This is a genomic window from Isoptericola variabilis 225, assembly GCF_000215105.1.
GTDB lineage: Bacteria > Actinomycetota > Actinomycetes > Actinomycetales > Cellulomonadaceae > Isoptericola > Isoptericola variabilis_A.
The window spans coordinates 2,078,571-2,098,782 of the sequence record NC_015588.1; the positions used below are offsets into that span (position 1 = coordinate 2,078,571).

Here is a 20,212-nt window from a genome sequence, read left to right on the forward strand (position 1 = left end):
GGTCAGCCGCCGAGTGCACCCCGCACGGCGCCGGCAGCGCGCGCGAGCCGCTCGGCGATCCGCTCGGGCGGCGAGTCGCTCGCGACGTACACGGCCGAGACGGCGGCGGGCGGTCGCCCGCGCAGCACGAGGGGCACGGCGACGGCGCGCAGTGTCGGGATGACCTCGTCGTGGCTGGTCGCGTACCCGCGGGCGGCGGCCTCGGCGACCTGCTCGCGCGTCGGGTCGGGGACGCCGGGCGGCCAGCGCCGCTCGTCGAGCGCCGAGAGGATCGCCTTGCCGGGCGCGCCGAGCGAGACCGGGTGCCGGCTCCCGGGGCGCTGCGCGACGGACGCGACCGCGTGCCGCGGCTCGACGCTCACGAGCGTGACGCACTCGTCGTGGTCGAGCACGGCCACGAAGCACGTCATGCCGAGCTCGTTGGCGGCGGTCGTGAGCTCGGGCAGCGCCTCGGCCTGGAGGTCGTGCGCGACCCCGGCCGCGAGCGCCGCCATGCGCGGCCCGAGGGCGAGCCGGCCGCCGGCGTCGCGCCCGACCAGCCCGTGGTGCTCGAGCGTGCGCACCAGGCGGTAGGCGATCGAGCGGTGCACGTCGAGCCGCCGGCCGACCTCGTCGACCGTGAGCGGCTCGCGCGCGTCGGCGAGGATCTCGAGGACTCGGATTCCGCGGCTGAGCGTCTGGGACGGCGGCGCCGCGGCCCCCGGTGCGTCGGAACCCATGAACACCTCTCTTGCACCGTGTGGCGCGGGCCACTACTGTCCGTTGCGATAGTCGAGACTAGAGTTCGATTATCGAACGCGCAAGATCGACAGTGAGGTCGAGGAGAGACGATGCAGTTCCACCACCACGGGTACGTCACGCACGACCCGCGCATCCAGCCTGCGGCCGGCGTGGGCATCGACCGGCCCGCGGAGCTGCCCGACGAGGTCGACGTCCTCATCGTCGGCAGCGGCCCGGCCGGCATGATCGCCGCGGCGCAGCTCGCGCAGTTCCCCGACATCACGACGCGCGTCGTCGAGCGCCGCCCGGGCCGGCTCGAGATGGGCCAGGCCGACGGGATCCAGTCCCGCAGCGTCGAGACGTTCCAGGCGTTCGGCTTCGCCGAGCGCATCACGGCCGAGGCGTACCGGATCGTCGAGACGTGCTTCTGGAAGCCGGACCCCGACGAGCCGCGGAACATCGTGCGCACGGCCCGGCCGGCCGACGACCCGACGGGCATCAGCGAGTTCCCGCACCTCATCGTCAACCAGGCGCGCGTCCTGGACTACTTCGCCGAGGTCGCGGCCAGCTCCCCCACACGCCTCACCCCGGACTACGGGCTCGAGGCCGTCGGCGTCGAGATCGCCGAGTCCGGCGACCACCCGGTGACCGTGACGCTGCGGCACACCGCCGGCCCGCGTGCCGGCGAGGAGCGCACCGTCCGCGCCCGCTACGTGATCGGGTGCGACGGCGCGCACAGCACCGTGCGGCAGGCCATCGGCTGCCACCCCGTGGGCGACAAGGCCAACCACGCGTGGGGCGTCATGGACGTCCTCGCGGTCACCGACTTCCCGGACGTGCGCACCAAGTGCGTCATCCAGTCGCACGACGGCGGCAGCATCCTGCTCATCCCCCGCGAGGGCGGGTTCCTCGCGCGCTGGTACGTCGACCTCGGCGTCGTCCCCCCGGACGACGGCGGCGCGATCCGCCGCACGCCGCTGTCGGAGATCATCGAGCGGGCGAACCAGATCATCCACCCGTACACGCTCGACGTGCGCGACGTGCCGTGGCACAGCGTCTACGAGGTCGGGCACCGCGTCACGGATCGGTTCGACGACGTCCCGGTCGAGCTCGCCGGCACGCGCACGCCGCGCGTCTTCATCACGGGCGACGCGTGCCACACGCACAGCGCCAAGGCCGGCCAGGGCATGAACGTCTCGATGCAGGACGGCTGGAACATCGCCTGGAAGCTCGCGCACGTGCTCACCGGCCGCGCGCCCGAGTCGCTGCTCGCGACCTACTCGGCCGAGCGTCAGGTCGTCGCGCAGAACCTCATCGACTTCGACCGGCAGTGGTCCTCGCTCATGGCCGCGAAGCCCGACGAGCTCGAGGACCCGTCGATCCTCGAGGACTTCTACGTCCGCTCGACCGAGTTCTACTTCGGCTTCATGACGCAGTATGCGCCGTCGATGATCGTCGGCGAGGCCACCCACCAGGACCTGGCCACGGGCTTCCCGGTCGGCAAGCGATTCAAGTCCGCGCCGGTCGAGCGCGTGGCCGACGGCAACCCCGTGCACCTCGGCCACCACGCGCGCGCCGACGGGCGGTGGCGCGTCTACGCGTTCGCCGACGCCGCGCCCGCGGGCGAGGACTCGGCGCTCGCCGCCTGGGCGGAGTGGCTCGGCACGTCGCCCGAGTCGCCGCTGCTGCGGCACACGCCCGAGGGCGCCGACCCGGACTCCGTCCTCGACGTCAAGGTGGTCTACCAGCAGGACCACACGGGCGTCGACATCGGGAAGGTGCCGCCGGTGTTCCTGCCCCGCGTCGGCCCGTTCGGCCTCGTCGACTACGAGAAGGTCTACGCGACCGACCCCCACGCCGACATCTTCGACCTGCGCGGCATCGACCGCGCGTCCGGCGCGGTCGTCGTCGTGCGGCCCGACCAGTACGTGGCGCACGTCCTGCCGCTCACCGCGACGGACGAGCTCACCGCGTTCTTCGCCCAGAACCACCTCCCCGCGTCGGCCGCGCAGGCCGCCCGCCAGCCGGTGAAGGAGCTCGCATGACCGCCGACCGTGAGGCCCCGCTCCTCGCGTCCGTCCCCGACGGCCTGCTCGTCGGGGGCCGCTGGCGCCCGGCGTCCTCGGGCGCGACGCTCGACGTCCAGGACCCGGCGACCGGCCGCACCGTCGCCACGATCGCCGACGCCGAGCCCGACGACGGCGTGGCGGCGCTCGACGCCGCGGTCGCGGCCGCCGCCGCGTGGGCCGCGACGCCCGCGCGCGAGCGCGCCGAGATCCTGCGCCGCACCTTCGACCTGCTGCGCGAGCGTGCCGACGACGTCGCGCTGCTCATGACGGTCGAGATGGGCAAGCCGCTCGCCGAGGCGCGCGCCGAGGTGACGTACGGCGGCGAGTTCCTGCGCTGGTTCTCGGAGGAGGCCGTCCGGGTGCAGGGCCGCTACGGGCCCAACCCGGAGGGCACCGGCCGCATGATCGTCTCCCAGCACCCCGTGGGCCCGTGCTACCTCATCACGCCGTGGAACTTTCCCCTCGCCATGGCCACCCGCAAGATCGCGCCCGCGCTCGCCGCCGGCTGCACGGTCGTCGTCAAGCCCGCCGCGCAGACCCCGCTGACGACCCTGCTGCTCGCCCGGCTCCTGCAGGAGGCGGGCCTGCCCGACGGCGTCGTCAACGTGGTCACGACCTCGCGCGCCTCGGCGGTGTCCGCCCCGATCATCGCCGACCCGCGCCTGCGCAAGCTGTCGTTCACCGGGTCCACGCCGGTCGGCCGGCGCCTGCTCGCCCAGGCCGGCGAGGGCGTCCTGCGCACGTCGATGGAGCTCGGTGGCAACGCCCCGTTCGTGGTGTTCGAGGACGCCGACCTCGACGCGGCGGTCGACGGCGCCCTGACCGCGAAGTTCCGCAACATCGGCCAGGCCTGCACGGCCGCCAACCGCTTCATCGTGCACCGCTCCGTGGCCGAGGAGTTCACGCGCCGGGTGACCGAGGCCGTGCGCGGCTTCGCCGTCGGGCGCGGCACCGAACCCGGCGTGCGGATCGGCCCGCTCATCGACACCAAGGCCGTCGAGAAGGTCGACGCGCTCGTGCAGGACGCCCTGGCGCGCGGCGCCCGCCTCACCACGGGCGGCAGCCGGCTCGAGCGGCCCGGCACGTTCTACGCCCCGACCGTGCTGGCCGACGTCGCGCCCGGATCGGAGCTGCTGCGCGAGGAGATCTTCGGGCCGGTCCTCGCGATCTCCGCCTTCGACACCGAGGACGACGCCGTGCGCCTCGCCAACGACACCGAGTACGGCCTGGTCTCCTACGTGTACACCCGCGACCTCGCGCGCGGGCAGCGCATGATCGAGCGGCTCGAGACCGGGATGATGGGCCTCAACACCGGCGTCGTGTCCAACGCCGCGGCACCGTTCGGCGGGTGGAAGCAGTCCGGGCTCGGGCGCGAGGGCGGTGCCGAGGGCATCGCCGAGTACCTGCAGACCAAGTACACGCTCACGCCGTCACCGTTCTGAGCCCCGGCGGGCGCGCGACGCCGTGCCTACGGTGGGCCCATGACCGAGAACATCGACCCCACGCTCAAGGACCCCGAGGACCAGGGCCCGGGAGACCTGCCGGCCACGGGCGCGCAGCTCGGCCACCTGCAGCGGCTCGCGCACGAGGCGGGCCGCACGGTGCCCGAGGGCCTGAGCAAGGACCAGGCCGAGCGGCTCGTCGCCGAGCTCGAGGGAGGCGACGAACGCATCGCCGACCAGGACCAGCACTGACCCGGGTGGTGCGTCGGAACCCCGGCGCACCACCCGGGCCGGCCGGTCACGACGACGCGAGCATCTCGCGCATGCGGTCGATCTCGTCCTGCTGCGTCGCGATGATCTCCTCGGCCATCGCGACGGCGCCGTCGTGCGTGCCGTCGGACACCTCGGTCTCGGCCATGGCGATCGCGCCCTCGTGGTGCTCGATCATCTGCTCGAGGAACAGCCGGCTCGCGTCGGCCCCGTCCGCGTCCGCGAGCGCGGTGAGGTCGTCCTGGCTCATCATCCCGTCCATGGCCCCGTGGTCGTGCCCGCCGTGCGGCTGCTCGGGCGCGTCCCACTCGTCGAGCCAGGAACGGAGCTGGTCGATCTCGGGCTGCTGCGCGGCCTTGATCTGCTCGGCGAGCTCGGCGACCTCGGGGTCGACGCCGTCGGCGGCGAGCACGACGTCGGACATCTCGACCGCCTGCTCGTGGTGCGGGATCATCATCTGCGCGAACGTCACGTCCGCGGGGCCGGCGTCGGCCTGGGGCTCGGAACCCGTGGAGCAGCCGGCCACGGCGGCGGTGAGGGTGGCGGCCAGGGCCAGGGCGAGGCCGGGCAGGACAGGTCGGTTCATCGGTGGGGCCTTTCGTACGAAGGGGAGGTGGGCGCGGGCCGGCGGCCCGCGCGCGGCGTCGGCGCACGACGGCGCCGCTCCCCTACGTGCGCAGGATCCCCAGGGCGTGCAGCGACGGGGGCGCTCCCGCCCAGGGCGCGGGGCGGACGAACCGCGCCGGCGCGTCCGCGCGGCGTGCCCCGGCGGAGGTTCCGGCCGACGTGCCGGGCGCGAGCAGCGGCGTGACGGCCGCGAGCACCATGAGGCATGCGGCGGCGGCGAGCCCCGCGGTGCAGGTGTCGTCGCACGCCTCGGTCGGTGCGGGCGCGTGCTCGCGGGGCCGCTCGACGGCGGGGAGGCGCCCGGCGTGGGCGTGGACGGCGGGCGCGCGCTCGCCCCCGGCGGCGGCGACCGGGCTGCCGTGGTGGCCGCCGGTACCGCTGGTCGCGTGCACCACGACGACGCCGAGGAGCAGCGCCGTGACCAGGGCGGCACCGCCCAGCCCCCGGCGGACGGCGGCGAGCAGGGCTCCCAGCGAGGTGGTGGTGCGCATGACGCGCTCAGCATACCCACCCGGGGTACCGCCGTCGGGGATCCTTGCCCGGGAATACGAACCGGTGGCACGGGGCTTGTCGTTGACGTGCCTTCCTGCCTGCTCACCCCGGTGACGACGCCGTGAACCGGGTCGACGTCGGCCTGCGCTCCGAGCGCGGCCCCATCCTGCTCTCGCTCATGCTCGCGACGGCGCTCGTCGCGCTCGACGCCACGATCATCGCGACGGCGTCCGCCGTCATCGCGCGCGACCTCGGCGGTTTCGAACAGGTGCCGTGGCTGTTCTCCACCTACCTGCTCGCGCAGGCGGTCAGCACGCCGCTGTACGGGAGGCTGGCCGACATCCTCGGCCGCAAGCGACTCATGCTCGTCGGCGTCGGGCTCTTCTTCGTGGGCTCGGTGCTGTGCGGCGCCGCGTGGTCGATGGGCGCGCTCATCGCGGGGCGCGTGCTGCAGGGTCTCGGCGCGGGCGCCGTCATGCCCGTGTCGATGACCATCACCTCGGACATCTACACGATCGAGGAGCGCGCGCGGACCCAGGGCTACCTGGCGTCCGTGTGGGCGGTCTCGTCCGTCGTCGGCCCGACGCTCGGCGGCGTCTTCTCCGAGTTCCTGTCGTGGCGCTGGATCTTCTTCGTCAACGTGCCGCTGTGCGTGCTCGCGGCGTGGATGCTCGTGCGCAGCTATCACGAGTCGCCGCTCGACGGCGAGCGCGAGCCGATCGACTACCTCGGTGCGGCGCTCCTCGCGGGCGGCAGCACCCTGCTGCTGCTCGGGCTGCTCGAGGGCGGCTCGACGTGGGCGTGGGACTCCCCCGCCTCGCTCGGCATCTTCGGCGCGGCCGCGCTGCTGCTCGCCACGTTCCTCGCCCGCTCGCGGCGCACCTCCCACCCGCTCCTCGACGTGACGATCCTGCGGCGCCGCGTCGTCGGGGCGTCGACCGCCGTGTCGCTGCTCGTCGGCGTCATCGTCCTCGGCCTGTCGACCTACGTCCCCATCTACGCGCAGGGCGTGCTCGGGTGGGGGCCGCTCGTCGCGGGCTTCGCGCTCGCGGCGCTGACGCTCGGCTGGCCGCTGTCCGCCTCGAACGCCGGGCACCTGTACCTGCGGATCGGGTTCCGCCTCACGGCGGTGATCGGGTCCGTGGTCGTGCTGACCGGCACGTCGCTCGCGCTGCTGCTCGACGCCGGCTCGCCCATCGGCGGCGTCGCGGCGCTGTGCTTCGTCGTCGGCGTCGGCATGGGCCTGACCGCCGTCCCGACGCTCATCGCGGCGCAGTCCTCGGCGCGGTTCACGGAGCGCGGGGCGGTCACGGGCACCAACATGTTCGCCCGCTCGCTCGGCTCCGCGGTCGGGGTCGCGGTGTGCGGTGCGATCGTCAACGCGCACACCACGATCGCCGCCGACGGGACGCCCGAGGGGCCGGGTCTCATGACGGCGATGCGGCTCGTCTTCCTCGTGCTCGCGGCGTGCGCGGCCGTGCTGCTCGTGTCCGCCGCGCTCATGCCGGCCGACCGGACGCAGGCCCGCGAGCGCCGCGCCGCCCTGGCGACCGAGCACGCCCGGCCGGCGGACGCGGCGGAGCCGCAGGAGGCGTGAGCGGTCAGGCGCTCTCGCGCAGGCGCCGGCGCTCGGACTCGATCTGGAGCAGGTGCTCGAACGCGGCCCGGTAGGCGTCCGGGTCGGCGGCCGGGTCGAGCCGCTGGAGGCGGCTCTTGGCGTCGGCGATGCGGCGCGTGAGCCCCAGGTCGAGCAGCGCGCGCACGACGTCGGCCACGTACGCGCCGATGACCTCCTCGCGGTCCTCCGGCACGGGGGCGACGGAGAGCTCGGTCACGAGCGGCGCGACCGCCTCGGCCGCCTGCTCGGTGACGGCCTCGACCCAGGCGCTCCCGCCCATCGTGCGGCCCGTCCCGGTGCCCCCGGCGGCGCGGACCGCGGCGTGCACGGCCTTCCACGCGGGCACGCCGAACGCGTCCTCGCCGAGCTCGTCGAAGGCGGGCGGGACGTGCTGCGGGTACTGGAGGGCCACGACGAGCGCCTGCCGCTCGACCCGCGCGACGGGGTCGCGCGGGTCGGGCATGGCCAGCACGGGCGCGCTCATGCCCGACGCCGGACCCTGCGGCGTGTTCGGCGCCTGCGGCCCGTGCCGGGTCGGCTGCTCGGACCGTCCGTCGGGCCGCCGTGCGGGTGCCGGGGCGGCCGCCGCCCTGCTCACCTCGCGGCGGACCTCCTCGGTGTCGAGGCCGATCCAGCGCGCGAGCGAGCGTGCGTAGCCGAGCTGCATCGACCGGTCGCGGATGCCCGCGACGAGCGGCGCCGCGGACCGCAGCGCCCCGACCCGTCCCTCCACGGTGTCGAGGTCGAACTGCTCGAGCGTGGTACGGATGACGAACTCGAACAGCGGCACGCGGGAGTCCACGAGCGCGCGCACCGCCTCGGGGCCGCGCGCCATGCGCAGGTCGCACGGGTCCATGCCCCCCGGCTCGACCGCGACGAAGGTCTGGGCGTGGAAGCGCTGGTCCTCGCCGAACGCGCGCACCGCCGCCTTCTGACCGGCGGCGTCGCCGTCGAACGTGAAGATGATCTCCCCGCCGAGCGAGGCGCCCGAGGCGAGCTGCAGGCCGCCGCCCGCCGTCGTGTCGCCGAGCAGGCGGCGCACGACCTTGGCGTGGTCCGCGCCGAACGCCGTGCCGCACGTGGCGACGGCCGTCTCGACGCCGGACAGGTGGGCGGCCATGACGTCGGTGTAGCCCTCGACGATGACGACCCGCTTCTGCTGGGCGATCGCGCGCTTGGCCAGGTCGATTCCGTAGAGGACCTGGGCCTTCTTGTAGAGGGTCGTCTCGGGGGTGTTGAGGTACTTGGGGCCCTGGTCCTCGTCGAAGAGGCGGCGGGCGCCGAAGCCGATGACCGCCCCGGTGACGTCGCGGATGGGCCACACGAGCCGGCCGCGGAACCGGTCGTAGATGCCGCGCTGACCCTGGCTCACGAGCCCCGACGCGACGAGCTCGGCCTGCGTGAAGCCGCGGCCCTGCAGGTGGCGCATGAGCGCGTCCCACCCGGTGGGGGCGAACCCGACGCCGAAGCGCTCGGCGTCGGACCGGTCGAAGCTGCGCTCGGCGAGGAACGCGCGCGCCGCCTGGGCGCCGGGCCCGAACAGCTGCTCGGCGTAGAACTCGGCGGCGACCCTGTGCGCCTCGAGCAGCCGCTGGCGCCGGCCGGGCTCCTCGCGGGGACCGCGGCCGGCCGCGGCGCCGGTGCGCGAGTCCTCGTAGCGCAGCTGGACCCCGACGCGGTCGGCGAGGTACTCGACGGCCTCGGTGAAGCTCATCCCATCGATCTTCTGCACGAACGAGATGACGTCGCCGCCCTCGCCGCAGCCGAAGCAGTGCCAGCGCCCGACGCCGGGCCGCACGTGGAACGACGGCGTGCGCTCGTCGTGGAAGGGGCACAGGCCCTTGAGCGAGCCGACGCCGGCCGGCTTGAGCGTGACGTGCGCCGAGACGATCTCCTCGATCCGCGCGCGGTCGCGGACGGCGTCCACGTCCTCGCGCTTGATCAGGCCTGCCACGGGTCGGAGTCTATGCCCGCTCTACGCGCGCCCCGGACGCACCAGACGGGCGTGCAGCTGCACGGCGGAGACGTCGGTGAGCGACGCGACCTGGTCGACGACGACCCGCAGCCGCGCGGCGTCGTCGGGCGCCGTGTCCCAGTCCGCGGCGAACGGCGGCTCGAGCGCGACGGGTGCGCGGTCGGCGAGCACCTCGACGAGCTCCGCGATGATGTCGCGCTGCGCCTGGTAGACCGGCTCGGACTCGCGCGGCGCCATGACGTAGGTGACGGCGACGCCCTTGAGCGCGAGGATCTCGTCGGCCGTCTCGGGCGGGACCACGAGGCGCGCCGAGTACCGCGTCAGGGGCCCGTCGCCGTAGAGCTCGCGCGTGGCGTCCTGCGCCGCGCCGCTGAACCGCCCGATGAGCTGGCTCGTGGCGTCCTTGAGCCGGGCCAGCGCGCGGCGCGACCCGTCGAAGTCGGTCACGAGGTAGCCCGTCTCGCGCAGCCGCACGAGCGCGGCGTCGAGGGCGTCGGGGTCGTGCCACTCGCCGTACCAGGCGCGCACGTGCTCGACGACGCGGGCGCGCTCCTCCGGGTCGTCGAGCACGGCGAGGTCGAGCCGGCCGCCGACGACGGCGTCCTCGACGTCGTGCACCGAGTAGCTGATGTCGTCGGCGAGGTCCATGACCTGCGCCTCCATGCAGCGCACGCCGCGCGGCGCGCCCTGGCGCAGCCAGGCGAAGACCGGCGCGTCGTCGGCGTAGACGCCGAACTTGTGCGTGGGCCGCCCGTCGGGGCGCAGCGGGCCCTCGTCGAACGCCCACGGGTACTTGACCGACGCGTCGAGGCTCGCGCGCGTGAGGTTCAGGCCGCGTGGGGTGCCGTCGTCGGCGAAGATCTTGGGCTCGAGCCGGGTCAGGAGCCGCAGCGTCTGGGCGTTGCCCTCGAAGCCGCCGATGCCGCTCGCGAGCTCGGCGAGCGCACGCTCGCCGTTGTGGCCGAACGGCGGGTGGCCGAGGTCGTGCGTGAGGCACGCGGTGTCGACGAGGTCGGGGTCGCAGCCGAGCGCGCGGCCCATCTCGCGACCGACCTGCGCGACCTCGAGCGAGTGCGTCAGGCGCGTCCGGACGAAGTCGTCGCTGCCGGGCGTGAGGACCTGCGTCTTGGCGCCGAGCCGGCGCAGGCCCGAGGAGTGGACGACGCGGGCCCGGTCCCGCTCGAACGGCGTGCGCGCCTTGGACTTGGGCGGCTCGGCGGCCCAGCGCTCGGTGTCGGCGTCGGTGTACGACGCCCAGCCCTCCTCGCCCGGGGCGGGACGCGGGACCGTCCCGATCACCGCCGGGTCGAAGGCGCCCTGCTCGAAGGTCTGCACGGGCCCAGCGTAGTCAGCCCCGCCGACGCTCCCGTCCGGGTCCGCCGACACATCCCACCTCGTGCGCCGACGGCTACGGATCGTCACCGGATCCGGGCGGGAACGGTGACGATCCGTAGCCGTCGGCGGGGGGTCAGACCGTGGCGGGCTCGGCGGCGACGGCCCGGCGGCGACGGGCGATCGCGTGGTCGACGCTCCACCGCCCGGCTCCCGCGGCGACGAGCAGCACGACGCCCGCGGCGAGCGCGAGCACGAGCTCGTAGCCACCCTGGTCGACGAAGATGCCCGCTCCCGCGTGGACGAAGGCGAACGCGCCGATCATGTCGACCACGAGCAGCGCTCCGACCACGGGCACGGCGACGCCGAGCACGAGCGCCGCGCCGCCGACCACCTCCACGAGCGCCACCAGCCAGGCAGCGGCCGCGGCGGCGGGCACGCCCACCTGCTCGAAGAACGCGGCCGTGCCGTCGATACCGTTCGTCACGAGCTTCTGCCAGCCGTGGGCGAGGAAGATCGCGCCGAGCGCGACGCGGGCGAGCAGGACCGCGAGGTCACGGGCAGGGGCGGGGAGATTCATGGGGTTCCTCTCGACGGGGTGTGCGTCACGGACGTGACTGACGGGGTGATGAGGGACGGTCAGGCGACGACGGCGAAGCCGCCGGTCCACGAGACCTTCTCGCTCGCGGCGAGCGTGATCTGCTGGAAGCCGAGCGCCTCGAGCTCGCGGGCGCGACGCAGCGGCCCGGCGTCGACCGCGCGGAGTCCGGCCGCGTCGACGACGTCCGACACGAGCCGCTTGGCGTCCTCGTCGTCGCCGGCGACGAGCACCGTCGTCGTGACGTCGCCCACGGTGCCGGCCGTCAGCGTGCCGGCGAACGTCGTGTTGAACGCCTTGACGACGCGCGAGTCGGGCAGCGCCGCCTGGATCTCGGCGGCGGCGGACGAGTCGGCCGGCACGACCAGGCCGTCGAACGTCTCGAAGTCGACCGGGTTGGTGATGTCGACGACGACCTTGCCGGCGAGCTCGGCGCCGCGCTGCTCGACGATCTCGGCGACCGCCCCGTACGGGACCGCGAGGACCACGACGTCGCCCGTGACCGGCGTCGTGTCGCCGCGCCCGATCAGGTCGACGGTGCTGCCGCCCTTGCGCGCGACGTCCGCGATCGCCTGTGCCATGGTGCCGGTACCGATAATGCTGAGGTGTGCCATGTCGTGCTCCTGACGGTTGGTTGTAACGACAACTGACACTAGCCCTAAGACTCTTGTACCGACAACTATTCCCGAGGACGTGACGCGTGACCGACGACGTGCCCTGGCTGGACCGCTCACAGCTGCGCGCCTGGGTGCGGCTGGTCGCCGTGCTCGAGCTGCTGCCGGGGGTGCTCGACGCCCAGCTGCGGCGCGACGCCGACGTCACCCACTTCGAGTACTACGTGCTCGCCGTCCTCTCGGAGTCGGACGACCGGACGCTGCGCATGAGCGAGCTCGCGCGCGTCACGAACGCCACGCCCCCGCGGCTGTCGCACGTCGTGCGCCGGCTCGAGGAACGCGGCCTCGTCGAGCGCTTCCCGTGCCCGACCGACGCCCGCTCGACCAACGCGCGCCTCACGGAGGCCGGGTGGCAGAAGGTCGTGGAGGCGGCCCCGGGGCACGTGCGCACCGTGCGCCAGCACGTCATCGACGCGCTCGACGACGAGCAGGTCGAGCAGCTCGCCGCGATCAGCGAGGCGATCCTCGGCCGGCTCGACCCGTCCGGCGCCATGGCGCCGACCTACCGCCGGTACGACGACGACGCTCCGGACGCCGCTACCTGATGCCGGCCCGCGCGACCGCCACCGTGACGGCCGTCGCGTAGGCCCGGTAGCCCTCGGCGTTCGGGTGGAACGCGCCCGGGTCGCCCGAAGGCAGGATCCACGGTTCCGGCGCGTTGACGCCGTGCCCCGCGAACCGCGCGGTGACGTCGACGAACCGGAAGCCGTGCTGGGCCGCGGCCTGCGCGATCACGGCGTTGAGCAGGTCCGCGCCGGCGTTGAGCCGCTCCTGCTTCTCGACCGAGGCGCCGCCGTACGCGCCGTGCTCGGGCGAGAAGAGGCGCGGGTAGCCGGTCACGATCACCTCGGCCCGCGGTGCGCGGGCGCGGACCTGCGTGTACGCCCGGTCGAGGAGGAGCGGCAGCGTCGTGGCGATCCGTCCCGTGACCGTGTCGAGCGCGGCCGTGCAGCTCGCGTCGTCGCGGACCAGGCACGCGGTGACCGCCTGCGACCACCCGGTGTCGTTGCCGCCGATGCTGAGCGTGACGAGCCGGGTCTCCTCGTCGAAGGCGTCGAGCTGGCCGCCGCCCACCATGGAGACGGTCGTGGCGCCCGCGCAGGCGGCGAGGTCGTCGAGGTCGATCCGCACCCTGCCGTCCACCTGGGCGGCGTACGCAGCCTCCGACCGGCCGCACGCGCCGTCGTACGGGGGGACGCCGTACCCGGAGGCGTAGGAGTCGCCCAGCGCGTCGTAGGTCAGGGGCCCGGGCGGCGCCGCCACGGCGGTCGGCCCGACCAGGGCGCCCGCGGCCGCGAGGACCACCGCGACCGGCACGCCCTCGTACCAGCGAGATGGGAGTCTCATGTGCCGGACCGTACCCGGGTCCGGCGCCACCCGCAGGACGTCCGCCGGGCCGACGCGTCAGGCGAGGCGGTGGATGCCGACCGCCGGCCCGTCCCCGGCGACGTCGAGGCCGCCGTCGGTCACCGTGAGCTCGAGGTCGCCGTAGAGGAGCTCGGGCCGGGCGCCGGGCGCGAGCAGGTGCCGCGGCAGCCGCGCGCCGGACCACGGCGCCCGCGCGAGGACGACGAGCAGGCGCTCGTCGGGCGTCTCGCGCAGGTACGCCACGGCGTCGTCCTCGACGACGGCCCACCGCAGCCCCCCGTCGCGCAGCGCGCGCGACGCCGCCCGGAGCCGCGACAGCGACCGGTACACCTCGAGCGTCGCGGCGTCCCAGCGCGGGCCGCCGCCGCGCGCACCCTGGTCCCACGCCATGGTGGTCCGCGCGTGTTCGCCGTTGAGGCCGGTCGCACCGACCTCGTCGCCCGCGAACACCACGGGCGTGCCGGGGTAGGTGAACAGCAGGGCCGCGGCGACCTCGACCATCTCGCGCGAGCCCACGATGGAGCGCAGCCGCGCCGTGTCGTGCGAGCCGAGCATGCTCCACTGCCGCACCGTGACCTGCCACGGCACGGTCGACGCGAACTCGCGCATCGTCTCGACCATGCGGGCCGCGGGCCGGCGGGGCACGGCCGTGGGCAGCCCGAGGAACGGCACGCCGGAGTCCTCGGCCGCGAGCCAGGACCACGCGGGGCGCGTGAAGCCCGTGTAGTTCATGTTGGCGTGCCAGCCGTCGCCGAGCAGGTCGCCCGAGGCGTCGTGGAAGTGCTCGGCGACGAGCGCGCCGTCGGGCCGCTCGCGCGTGATCCGCTCGCGCAGGGCCCGCGCGACGGCGTGGGTACGGTCCTCGCTTCCCCACCGGCCGGTCATGTTGGCGACGTCGACGCGCCAGCCGTCGATGCCGAACGGCTCGCGCAGCCAGCGCGCGACGACCGCGTCGTCGCCCGTGACCATGCGGCGCCACGTCTCGTCCGAGCCCCAGTCGAGCTTGGGCAGCGAGCCGTGCCCGAGCCACGACGCGTACGCGAGGCCGTCGTCCTGGAGCGCGACGTCGGTCCCCGCCGTGCCCGGCGGGGCGTCCGCCCAGAGGTACATGCCGTGCTCGGGCGACGACGGGTCCGCGAGCGCCCTGGCGAACCACTCGTGCCCGTCGCCCGTGTGGTTGGTGGTGATGTCGCCCATGAGGCGCATGCCGCGCGCGTGCACGGCCCGGGCCAGCTCCGCGTAGGCCTCGTCGCCGCCGAGCAGGGGGTCGACGTGGTCGAACGTCGAGGCGTCGTAGCGGTGGTTGGACCGCCCGGGGAACACGGGCGTGAGGTACAGGGTGCGGACGCCGAGCGTCTCGAGGTGGTCGAGGTGCTCGACGATCCCCGGCAGGTCGCCGCCGAACAGCTGCGTCCCGACGTGCGGGCCCGCGCCGAGCGGCTCGTCGTCCCACGCCGCGGGCACGGCCCAGTCGGGCAGGGGCCGCGCGTCGGCCGCCGCCGACCGCGCGAACCGGTCGGGGAAGACCTGGTAGACCAGCCCCTCCCCCAGCCACGACGGCGCCGGGGCGTGCGTGGTGAGGCGGAAGCTCCCGGCGTCGGGCACCTCGCGGTCGTGGACGCCGCGCCCGTCGAGCCACCGGTAGCCGCCCGGGACGTCGAGGAAGAAGCGGTAGGGCGTGACCGGGTTGTGCACGACGACGTCGGCGACGTACCAGTCCTCGCGCTCGTCGCCCCCGTCGCGGCGGGCCGGCGTGAGCCGCGGCTCGCCGTCGCGGACCGTGCGGAGCCACACGTCCCGCACGCCGGCCGTCCGCGGGACGCGGACGCGGACCGGCACCACGTCCCCGAGGGCGGGCGTGCCCTCGGGGACGTACGACGCCGAGCCGTCGTGGTGCGGCGCGTCGAGCAGGTGCATCTCAGCCCTTCACGGAGCCGGCGGTGAGCCCGCCGACGATGTACTTCTGCAGGAAGAGGAACAGCGCCAGCACCGGGATCGCCGAGATCACCGCGCCCGCCGCGAAGAGGCCCCAGTTGGCCTCGAGCAGCGACGAGACCCACCCGTAGAGGCCCACGGCCAGGGTCCAGTTGGCCTCCGACTGCAGCAGCACGCGCGCGATGATGAACTCGCCGAACGTGCTGATGAAGCTCAGCAGCGCCACGACGGCGAGGATCGGCGAGACGAGCCGCAGGATGATGCCCCAGTAGATCTGGGCGTGCGAGGCGCCGTCGATCTTCGCGGCCTCGTCGAGCTCGCGCGGGATCGTGTTGAAGAACCCGTACATGAGGAACGTGTTCACGCCCAGCGCGCCGCCCAGGTAGACCGCGACGAGCGCGAGCTTGGAGTTGAGCCCCAGGGCCGGCACGACCTCGCCGAGGGAGATGAGCAGCAGGAAGATCGCCACGAAGGCGAGCATCTGCGGGAACATCTGGATGATGAGCAGCGCCGTCAGCCCCACGCGGCGGCCCGTGAACCGGAACCGCGAGAACGCGTACGCCGCGGCTGCGCCCATGAGCACCGTGCCCACGGCCGTGACGACGCCGATGACGAGCGTGTTGGCCATCCACGTCCAGAACCGCGTGTCGCCGAGCTCGGCGTAGTTGGCGCCGCTCGTCGAGCTGAACAGCGCGTTCGAGCCCGTGAGCGTGCCGCTCGGCGAGAGCGACGCCGACACGACGTACACGATCGGGAAGACGGCGAACAGCACGGCCAGCACGCCCACCAGGTGGCGCCACCCGAGCTCGCGCGCCCACCGGCCGGCGGGCATCCGCGTGCGCAGCTCCCCGGCGGGCGCGTGCTGCCGCGTGGTCGAGGTCGTCGTCGTCATCAGCTCAGCTCCTCGAGCTTGCGGGTCTGGCGGAACGCGATCGCGGAGATCGTGCCGACCACGAGGAAGATCACGATCGACAGGGCGCTCGCCAGGCCGTAGTTGCGCGGCGCGGTGCCGTCGAGGCCGGACACGTTGTAGACCATCGAGATGAGGATGTCGGTGTGCCCGAGGGGCACCGACGCGTCGGCGAACCGGGGCCCGCCGTCGGTCAGCATCTTGATGAGCGTGAAGTTGTTGAAGTTGAACGCGAAGCTCGAGATGAGCAGCGGTGCCGTCGAGACGAGCAGCAGCGGCATCGTGATCGAGCGCCACGTGCGCCACCGGCCCGCGCCGTCGATCCGCGCCGCCTCGTACACGTCGCCCGGCAGCGACTGCAGCGCACCGGTGCAGATGAGGAACATGTACGGGAAGCCGAGCCACAGGTTGACGAGCAGCACCGACACCTTCGCGAGCCACGGGTCGGTGAGCCACGGGATGCTCGCCCCGCCCAGCAGCACCTGGTTGACGAACCCGTAGCCGCGGTTGAGCATGCCGGCCCACAGCAGCGCCGCGAGGAAGCCCGGCATCGCGTACGGCAGGATCATGAGCGTCCGGTAGATCCGGCGGCCGCGCAGGCGCGGGTCGTTGAACGCGATCGCCAGGAACATGCCGAGCAGGAACGTCGAGACCACGCTCAGGAGCGCGAACGCGAACGTCCATGCGAGGATCTTGACGAACGGCTCGGAGTAGCGGGAGTCGCCGAACGCCGTCGCGAAGTTGTCGAACCCGACCGACACGCGCCAGCCGACCGCGAGCGTCGTGCCGTCCGGCGCCTCGAACTGCCCCTCGTCGTTGGGCGTGTACACGACGCCGGTCGACGTGTCCGTCATGGTGTCGGCCTCGGCGTCGTACTCCAGCACGGGCTGGAACACGTACCCCGTGCGCGCGTCCTGCGTGCGGATCGACCCGTCCTCGGGGTCCTCCGAGACGGGCACGCGCAGCGTCGTGACCTCCTGCTGCCGCTCGAGGACCTGCGCCCGGTCGAGCACGGTCCAGCCCGGGACGTCGGTCGCGACGCCGTCGGACACCGTCGCGCCGGGGGCGGCCTCGAGCGGCTGCTCGGCCGACCCGACGCGCACGTCGCCCGACTCGTCGACGACGGCGAAGCCAAGCTCGCCGGCGTCGCTCTCGACGACGGTCAGCGGCGCCGCGGGCGAGCCCTCGACGCGGCGCTCGTTCTGTGCGAGCAGCGCCTCGACGGCCTGCTCCTTGGTCGAGTTGTGCCCGTCGCCGTAGTTGGTGAAGGCGACGTAGCCGGTGTAGCCGACGACGTAGACCTGGAAGACGAGCAGGAACAGCAGGCCGGGGAGGATGTACTTCAGCGGCAGGCTGCGCCGGCTGAAGTAGACCCAGTTGGCCGCGACGAGCATCGCCAGCGTCGCGGCGAAGATGCCCCACGACTCCTCGGAGTACGCCGCCAGGAGCGCGAAGACCCCGAGCGCGTCGACCACGCCCATGAGCACGAGCTTGACGACGAACCCGACGCCGAAGCCCTCGCGGCTCGGGGCCAACCGGAGCCGGGGACGGGGCGTGCGCGTGGTGCCGGATGCGGCGCCGCCGCCATCGCTCGGGGCGACGACGGCGGCGCTCACGTTCGAGTCCGCGGCGGACATCAGCCGAGCGCGCCCTCGATGTCGGACACCATCTTCTGCCAGGCCTCGGCCGGCTGGGCCTGGCCCGAGATGATGTTGGCCTCGGTCACGCCCCAGAAGGCCCAGACGGAGCCCATCTCGGGGATCGACGGCATCGGGACGGCCTCGGCGCCCACCTCGCGGAAGCCCGCTACGATCGGGTCGTCCGACACGGCGTCGGCGGCCGCGGTCAGCGCCGGCGGGCGGCCGCCGGCCTCGAACAGCGCGACCTGCGCCTCCTCGGTGGACAGGTAGTTGACGAGGAAGTCGTTGGCGAGCAGGGCGTTCTGGCTCTGCGCGCTGACGTAGAAGCCCTGGACGCCGACGAACGGCTGGGCGGGCTGGTCACCCGGCGCCGGGATCGGGTCGATCGCCAGCTCGAGGTCGGCGAACTGCTCGAGCATCCACGGGCCGCCGACGATGAACGGCGACTCGCCGTTCTTGAAGGACTCGACCGCGATGTCGTACGTGATGTCGGTGCTCAGCACGCCCGCGGAGCCCTGGTCGGCGAGCCACTGCGCGAACGCCTCGCCGTTCTCGCCGCCGAGCGTCAGCTCGGGACGGTACGAGCCGTCGTCGTTCTGCGCGAAGACCGGGGCGCCGAACGAGGTCTGGAACGGGTAGTACGTGTACGGGTCGCCCTCGGTGCCCGTCTGGATGAGGAACGGGTACTTGGTGCCCGCCTCCTGGCCGGCCGCGACCATCTCGTCGAACGTCGCCGGGGCGGTGTCCGCGAGCGCCGTGTTGCGGATGAGGGCGATGTTCTCGATCGCGTAGGGCAGGCCGTAGACCTGGCCGTCCTGCGTGAAGGCCTGGACCGCGACCTCCTCGAACTCGGCGGCCTTGTCGCCCAGCTCGATCGGGGCGACGACGCCGTTGGTCGTCAGCTCGCCGAGCCAGTCGTGGGCGCCGACGGTGATGTCGGGGCCCTCGCCCGTCGGGACCTGCGCGAGGAAGTCGGTGCGGATGTCCTCGAAGTTCTTCTGGACGAGCTCGACCGTGGTGCCGGTCTCCGCCTCGAAGTCCTCGGCGGCGGCCTGGACGGCGGCCTCGCGGGTCTCGTCGACCCAGACCGTGAGGGAGCCGCTCGCCGCGGGGGCGCTCGTCTCCTCGGCCGGCTCGGTGGTCTCGTCGCCGGCCGGCTCGGTGCCCCCGCCGCACGCGGCGAGCGCGAGGGTCGAGGTGAGCGCGGCGGCAAGAAGGATGCTCCGTCGCATCGGTGTACTCCCAGCTTCGTCGAAGGTTGGCACTCGGGTGCCCCTGGTCGGGGCTGCGGGCCCGGCGTCGTGCCCTGTTGGGGAGAAACGTAGGGGTGTTGCAGACTGATTGCAAGATCTTGCGATAACGTTGCGGCAACGGTTACAGCCGTGCCGGGCGACCGGGATCCCGCCCGACCGGCTCAGGGCGACGACATCCGCCGTCGGACCGGGACGAGGAGGTCCGATGTCTCTTAGAATTCCGCGGGTGCGCACCCGTCTGAGCGACCTGGCCGAGCAGGCCGGCGTCTCCACCGCCACCGTCTCGCGCGTGCTGAACGGCAAGCCGGGCGTGGCGAGCGAGACGCGCCACGCCGTGCTCGCCGCGCTCGACGTGCTGGGCTACGAGCGGCCCCAGGCGCTGCGCGGCCGCTCGGCGGGGCTCGTGGGCCTGCTCGTGCCCGAGCTGATCAACCCCGTCTTCCCCGCGTTCGCGCAGGCCATCGAGTCGCTGCTCGCCGAGCGCGGGTACACCCCGCTGCTGTGCACGCAGGAGCCGGGCGGCACGACCGAGGACGAGTACGTCGACACGCTCGTCGACCACTCGGTGGACGGCATCGTGTTCGTCTCGGGGCTGCACGCGGACACGCGCGCCGACCACTCGCGCTACGAGGTGCTGCGCAGCCGGGGCATCCCGATCGTCCTGGTCAACGGGTACGCCGAGGGCATCGACGCGCCGTTCGTCTCGCCCGACGACGCGGCGAGCGTCGACCTGGCCGTGCGGCACCTCGTGTCGCTCGGCCACGAGCGCATCGGCCTGGCGATCGGCCCCGAGCGGTACGTGCCCGCCCGTCGCAAGGTCGAGGCGTTCCTGCGCGCGCTCGTCGAGCACGGGCTCGCGACCGACGCCGAGGACGCGCGCACGCACGTCGTGAGCACGCTCTACACGCTCGAGGGCGGCCAGGCGGCCGCCGCCGAGCTCGTCGCGTCGGGGCACACCGCGGTCGTGTGCGGCTCGGACCTCATGGCGCTCGGCGCCGTGCGCGCCGCGCGCTCGCGCGGCCTGCGCGTGCCGCAGGACGTGTCCGTGGTCGGGTACGACGACGCGCCGCTCATCGCGTTCACCGACCCGCCGCTGACCACGGTCCGCCAGCCCGTGGAGGCCATGGCCCGCGCGGCGGTGAGCGCGCTGCTGTCCGAGATCGCCGGTGACCGCGCCCCGCGCACCGAGCTGCTGTTCGCCCCGGAGCTCGTGGTCCGGGGCTCGACCGGGCCCGCCCCGCGCGGCTCGCACTGACCGCACCGGGGCCTTCCGCCCCGGCCCCGGGCGC

18 protein-coding genes are annotated in these 20,212 nt (G+C 73.9%); 6 read left to right on the forward strand and 12 right to left on the reverse strand.

The window, feature by feature from the left end:
* Positions 1 to 2: 2 nt before the first annotated feature.
* Positions 3 to 719 (reverse strand): IclR family transcriptional regulator, encoded by a 717-nt coding sequence (locus ISOVA_RS09730; protein WP_013839058.1) that lies wholly within the window; start codon positions 717 to 719, stop codon positions 3 to 5.
* 111 nt (positions 720 to 830) lie between these two features.
* Between ISOVA_RS09730 and ISOVA_RS09735 the strand changes: the two genes are divergently transcribed.
* From ISOVA_RS09735 to ISOVA_RS09745, 3 genes are read left to right on the forward strand one after another with little or no spacing between them, the layout of a single operon-like run.
* Positions 831 to 2,765 carry an FAD-binding monooxygenase gene (locus tag ISOVA_RS09735; protein WP_013839059.1) on the forward strand — a complete coding sequence of 645 codons (1,935 nt, stop codon included), beginning with the start codon at positions 831 to 833 and terminating at the stop codon, positions 2,763 to 2,765.
* On the forward strand, positions 2,762 to 4,231 hold the full coding sequence (locus ISOVA_RS09740; RefSeq protein ID WP_013839060.1) for an NAD-dependent succinate-semialdehyde dehydrogenase: 1,470 nt from the start codon (positions 2,762 to 2,764) through the stop codon (positions 4,229 to 4,231). Before ISOVA_RS09735 ends, ISOVA_RS09740 begins: the two co-directional genes overlap by 4 nt.
* A 39-nt stretch (positions 4,232 to 4,270) precedes the next feature.
* Positions 4,271 to 4,483: a DUF3072 domain-containing protein gene (locus ISOVA_RS09745; RefSeq protein WP_013839061.1), complete on the forward strand. Its 213-nt coding sequence runs from the start codon at positions 4,271 to 4,273 to the stop codon at positions 4,481 to 4,483.
* 46 nt (positions 4,484 to 4,529) lie between these two features.
* Here ISOVA_RS09745 and ISOVA_RS09750 read toward each other — a convergent pair whose 3' ends face one another.
* Both ISOVA_RS09750 and ISOVA_RS09755 read right to left on the reverse strand, forming a co-directional pair.
* Entirely contained in the window at positions 4,530 to 5,087 is a 558-nt protein-coding gene (locus ISOVA_RS09750; RefSeq protein WP_013839062.1) for a DUF305 domain-containing protein, read from the reverse strand.
* 82 nt (positions 5,088 to 5,169) lie between these two features.
* On the reverse strand, positions 5,170 to 5,619 hold the full coding sequence (locus tag ISOVA_RS09755; protein ID WP_013839063.1) for a DUF6153 family protein: 450 nt from the start codon (positions 5,617 to 5,619) through the stop codon (positions 5,170 to 5,172).
* A 179-nt stretch (positions 5,620 to 5,798) separates the two neighbouring features.
* Between ISOVA_RS09755 and ISOVA_RS09760 the strand changes: the two genes are divergently transcribed.
* Positions 5,799 to 7,217 carry an MDR family MFS transporter gene (locus tag ISOVA_RS09760; protein WP_081474908.1) on the forward strand — a complete coding sequence of 473 codons (1,419 nt, stop codon included), beginning with the start codon at positions 5,799 to 5,801 and terminating at the stop codon, positions 7,215 to 7,217.
* A 4-nt stretch (positions 7,218 to 7,221) separates the two neighbouring features.
* On the opposite strand, the gene dnaG is transcribed toward ISOVA_RS09760, so the two are convergent.
* The 4 genes from dnaG to ISOVA_RS09780 form a co-directional block, all read right to left on the reverse strand.
* Positions 7,222 to 9,192, reverse strand: coding sequence for a DNA primase (dnaG, locus tag ISOVA_RS09765; RefSeq protein ID WP_013839065.1), 1,971 nt, complete (start codon positions 9,190 to 9,192; stop codon positions 7,222 to 7,224).
* Positions 9,193 to 9,213: 21 nt separating this feature from the next.
* Positions 9,214 to 10,509: a deoxyguanosinetriphosphate triphosphohydrolase gene (locus ISOVA_RS09770; RefSeq protein ID WP_041295326.1), complete on the reverse strand. Its 1,296-nt coding sequence runs from the start codon at positions 10,507 to 10,509 to the stop codon at positions 9,214 to 9,216.
* Between the two features lie 172 nt (positions 10,510 to 10,681).
* On the reverse strand, positions 10,682 to 11,125 hold the full coding sequence (locus tag ISOVA_RS09775; protein WP_013839067.1) for a DoxX family protein: 444 nt from the start codon (positions 11,123 to 11,125) through the stop codon (positions 10,682 to 10,684).
* A 59-nt stretch (positions 11,126 to 11,184) separates the two neighbouring features.
* Positions 11,185 to 11,757: an NADPH-dependent F420 reductase gene (locus tag ISOVA_RS09780; protein WP_013839068.1), complete on the reverse strand. Its 573-nt coding sequence runs from the start codon at positions 11,755 to 11,757 to the stop codon at positions 11,185 to 11,187.
* A gap of 86 nt (positions 11,758 to 11,843) precedes the next feature.
* Here ISOVA_RS09780 and ISOVA_RS09785 point away from each other — a divergent pair, with 86 nt between their 5' ends.
* The gene (locus ISOVA_RS09785; protein WP_013839069.1) at positions 11,844 to 12,362 is read left to right on the forward strand and encodes a MarR family winged helix-turn-helix transcriptional regulator; all 519 of its coding nucleotides are present in this window, start codon (positions 11,844 to 11,846) and stop codon (positions 12,360 to 12,362) included.
* Here the strand turns inward: ISOVA_RS09785 and ISOVA_RS09790 are convergent.
* From ISOVA_RS09790 to ISOVA_RS09810, 5 genes are read right to left on the reverse strand one after another with little or no spacing between them, the layout of a single operon-like run.
* Positions 12,355 to 13,164, reverse strand: coding sequence for an SGNH/GDSL hydrolase family protein (locus ISOVA_RS09790; RefSeq protein ID WP_041295327.1), 810 nt, complete (start codon positions 13,162 to 13,164; stop codon positions 12,355 to 12,357). The two genes, ISOVA_RS09785 and ISOVA_RS09790, sit on opposite strands and share 8 nt — an antisense overlap.
* 57 nt (positions 13,165 to 13,221) lie before the next feature.
* On the reverse strand, positions 13,222 to 15,102 hold the full coding sequence (locus tag ISOVA_RS09795) for a glycoside hydrolase family 13 protein (RefSeq protein WP_013839071.1): 1,881 nt from the start codon (positions 15,100 to 15,102) through the stop codon (positions 13,222 to 13,224).
* Between the two features lies 1 nt (position 15,103).
* Positions 15,104 to 16,012, reverse strand: coding sequence for a sugar ABC transporter permease (locus ISOVA_RS09800; RefSeq protein ID WP_013839072.1), 909 nt, complete (start codon positions 16,010 to 16,012; stop codon positions 15,104 to 15,106).
* Complete coding sequence (locus tag ISOVA_RS09805; protein ID WP_013839073.1) at positions 16,012 to 17,667, reverse strand: ABC transporter permease subunit; 1,656 nt, start codon at positions 17,665 to 17,667, stop codon at positions 16,012 to 16,014. Before ISOVA_RS09805 ends, ISOVA_RS09800 begins: the two co-directional genes overlap by 1 nt.
* A complete protein-coding gene (locus tag ISOVA_RS09810) occupies positions 17,667 to 18,902 on the reverse strand; it encodes a sugar ABC transporter substrate-binding protein (RefSeq protein WP_013839074.1) in 1,236 nt (411 codons plus the stop codon). Before ISOVA_RS09810 ends, ISOVA_RS09805 begins: the two co-directional genes overlap by 1 nt.
* Positions 18,903 to 19,128: 226 nt before the next feature.
* On the opposite strand from ISOVA_RS09810, the gene ISOVA_RS09815 reads away from it, so the two are divergent.
* Positions 19,129 to 20,178, forward strand: a complete 1,050-nt coding sequence (locus tag ISOVA_RS09815) for a LacI family DNA-binding transcriptional regulator (protein ID WP_013839075.1) — start codon at positions 19,129 to 19,131, stop codon at positions 20,176 to 20,178.
* Positions 20,179 to 20,212: the final 34 nt, after the last annotated feature.

What these genes read in the sequence shown, in the direction of transcription:
- ISOVA_RS09730 (WP_013839058.1), bottom strand. Translation starts at nt 719, where the DNA reads ATGGGTTCCGACGCACCGGGGGCCGCGGCGCCGCCGTCCCAGACGCTC.
- ISOVA_RS09735 (WP_013839059.1), top strand. Translation starts at nt 831, where the DNA reads ATGCAGTTCCACCACCACGGGTACGTCACGCACGACCCGCGCATCCAG.
- ISOVA_RS09740 (WP_013839060.1), top strand. Translation starts at nt 2,762, where the DNA reads ATGACCGCCGACCGTGAGGCCCCGCTCCTCGCGTCCGTCCCCGACGGC.
- ISOVA_RS09745 (WP_013839061.1), top strand. Translation starts at nt 4,271, where the DNA reads ATGACCGAGAACATCGACCCCACGCTCAAGGACCCCGAGGACCAGGGC.
- ISOVA_RS09750 (WP_013839062.1), bottom strand. Translation starts at nt 5,087, where the DNA reads ATGAACCGACCTGTCCTGCCCGGCCTCGCCCTGGCCCTGGCCGCCACC.
- ISOVA_RS09755 (WP_013839063.1), bottom strand. Translation starts at nt 5,619, where the DNA reads ATGCGCACCACCACCTCGCTGGGAGCCCTGCTCGCCGCCGTCCGCCGG.
- ISOVA_RS09760 (WP_081474908.1), top strand. Translation starts at nt 5,799, where the DNA reads ATGCTCGCGACGGCGCTCGTCGCGCTCGACGCCACGATCATCGCGACG.
- ISOVA_RS09775 (WP_013839067.1), bottom strand. Translation starts at nt 11,125, where the DNA reads ATGAATCTCCCCGCCCCTGCCCGTGACCTCGCGGTCCTGCTCGCCCGC.
- ISOVA_RS09780 (WP_013839068.1), bottom strand. Translation starts at nt 11,757, where the DNA reads ATGGCACACCTCAGCATTATCGGTACCGGCACCATGGCACAGGCGATC.
- ISOVA_RS09790 (WP_041295327.1), bottom strand. Translation starts at nt 13,164, where the DNA reads ATGAGACTCCCATCTCGCTGGTACGAGGGCGTGCCGGTCGCGGTGGTC.
- ISOVA_RS09795 (WP_013839071.1), bottom strand. Translation starts at nt 15,102, where the DNA reads ATGCACCTGCTCGACGCGCCGCACCACGACGGCTCGGCGTCGTACGTC.
- ISOVA_RS09800 (WP_013839072.1), bottom strand. Translation starts at nt 16,012, where the DNA reads ATGACGACGACGACCTCGACCACGCGGCAGCACGCGCCCGCCGGGGAG.
- ISOVA_RS09805 (WP_013839073.1), bottom strand. Translation starts at nt 17,667, where the DNA reads ATGTCCGCCGCGGACTCGAACGTGAGCGCCGCCGTCGTCGCCCCGAGC.
- ISOVA_RS09810 (WP_013839074.1), bottom strand. Translation starts at nt 18,902, where the DNA reads ATGCGACGGAGCATCCTTCTTGCCGCCGCGCTCACCTCGACCCTCGCG.
- ISOVA_RS09815 (WP_013839075.1), top strand. Translation starts at nt 19,129, where the DNA reads ATGTCTCTTAGAATTCCGCGGGTGCGCACCCGTCTGAGCGACCTGGCC.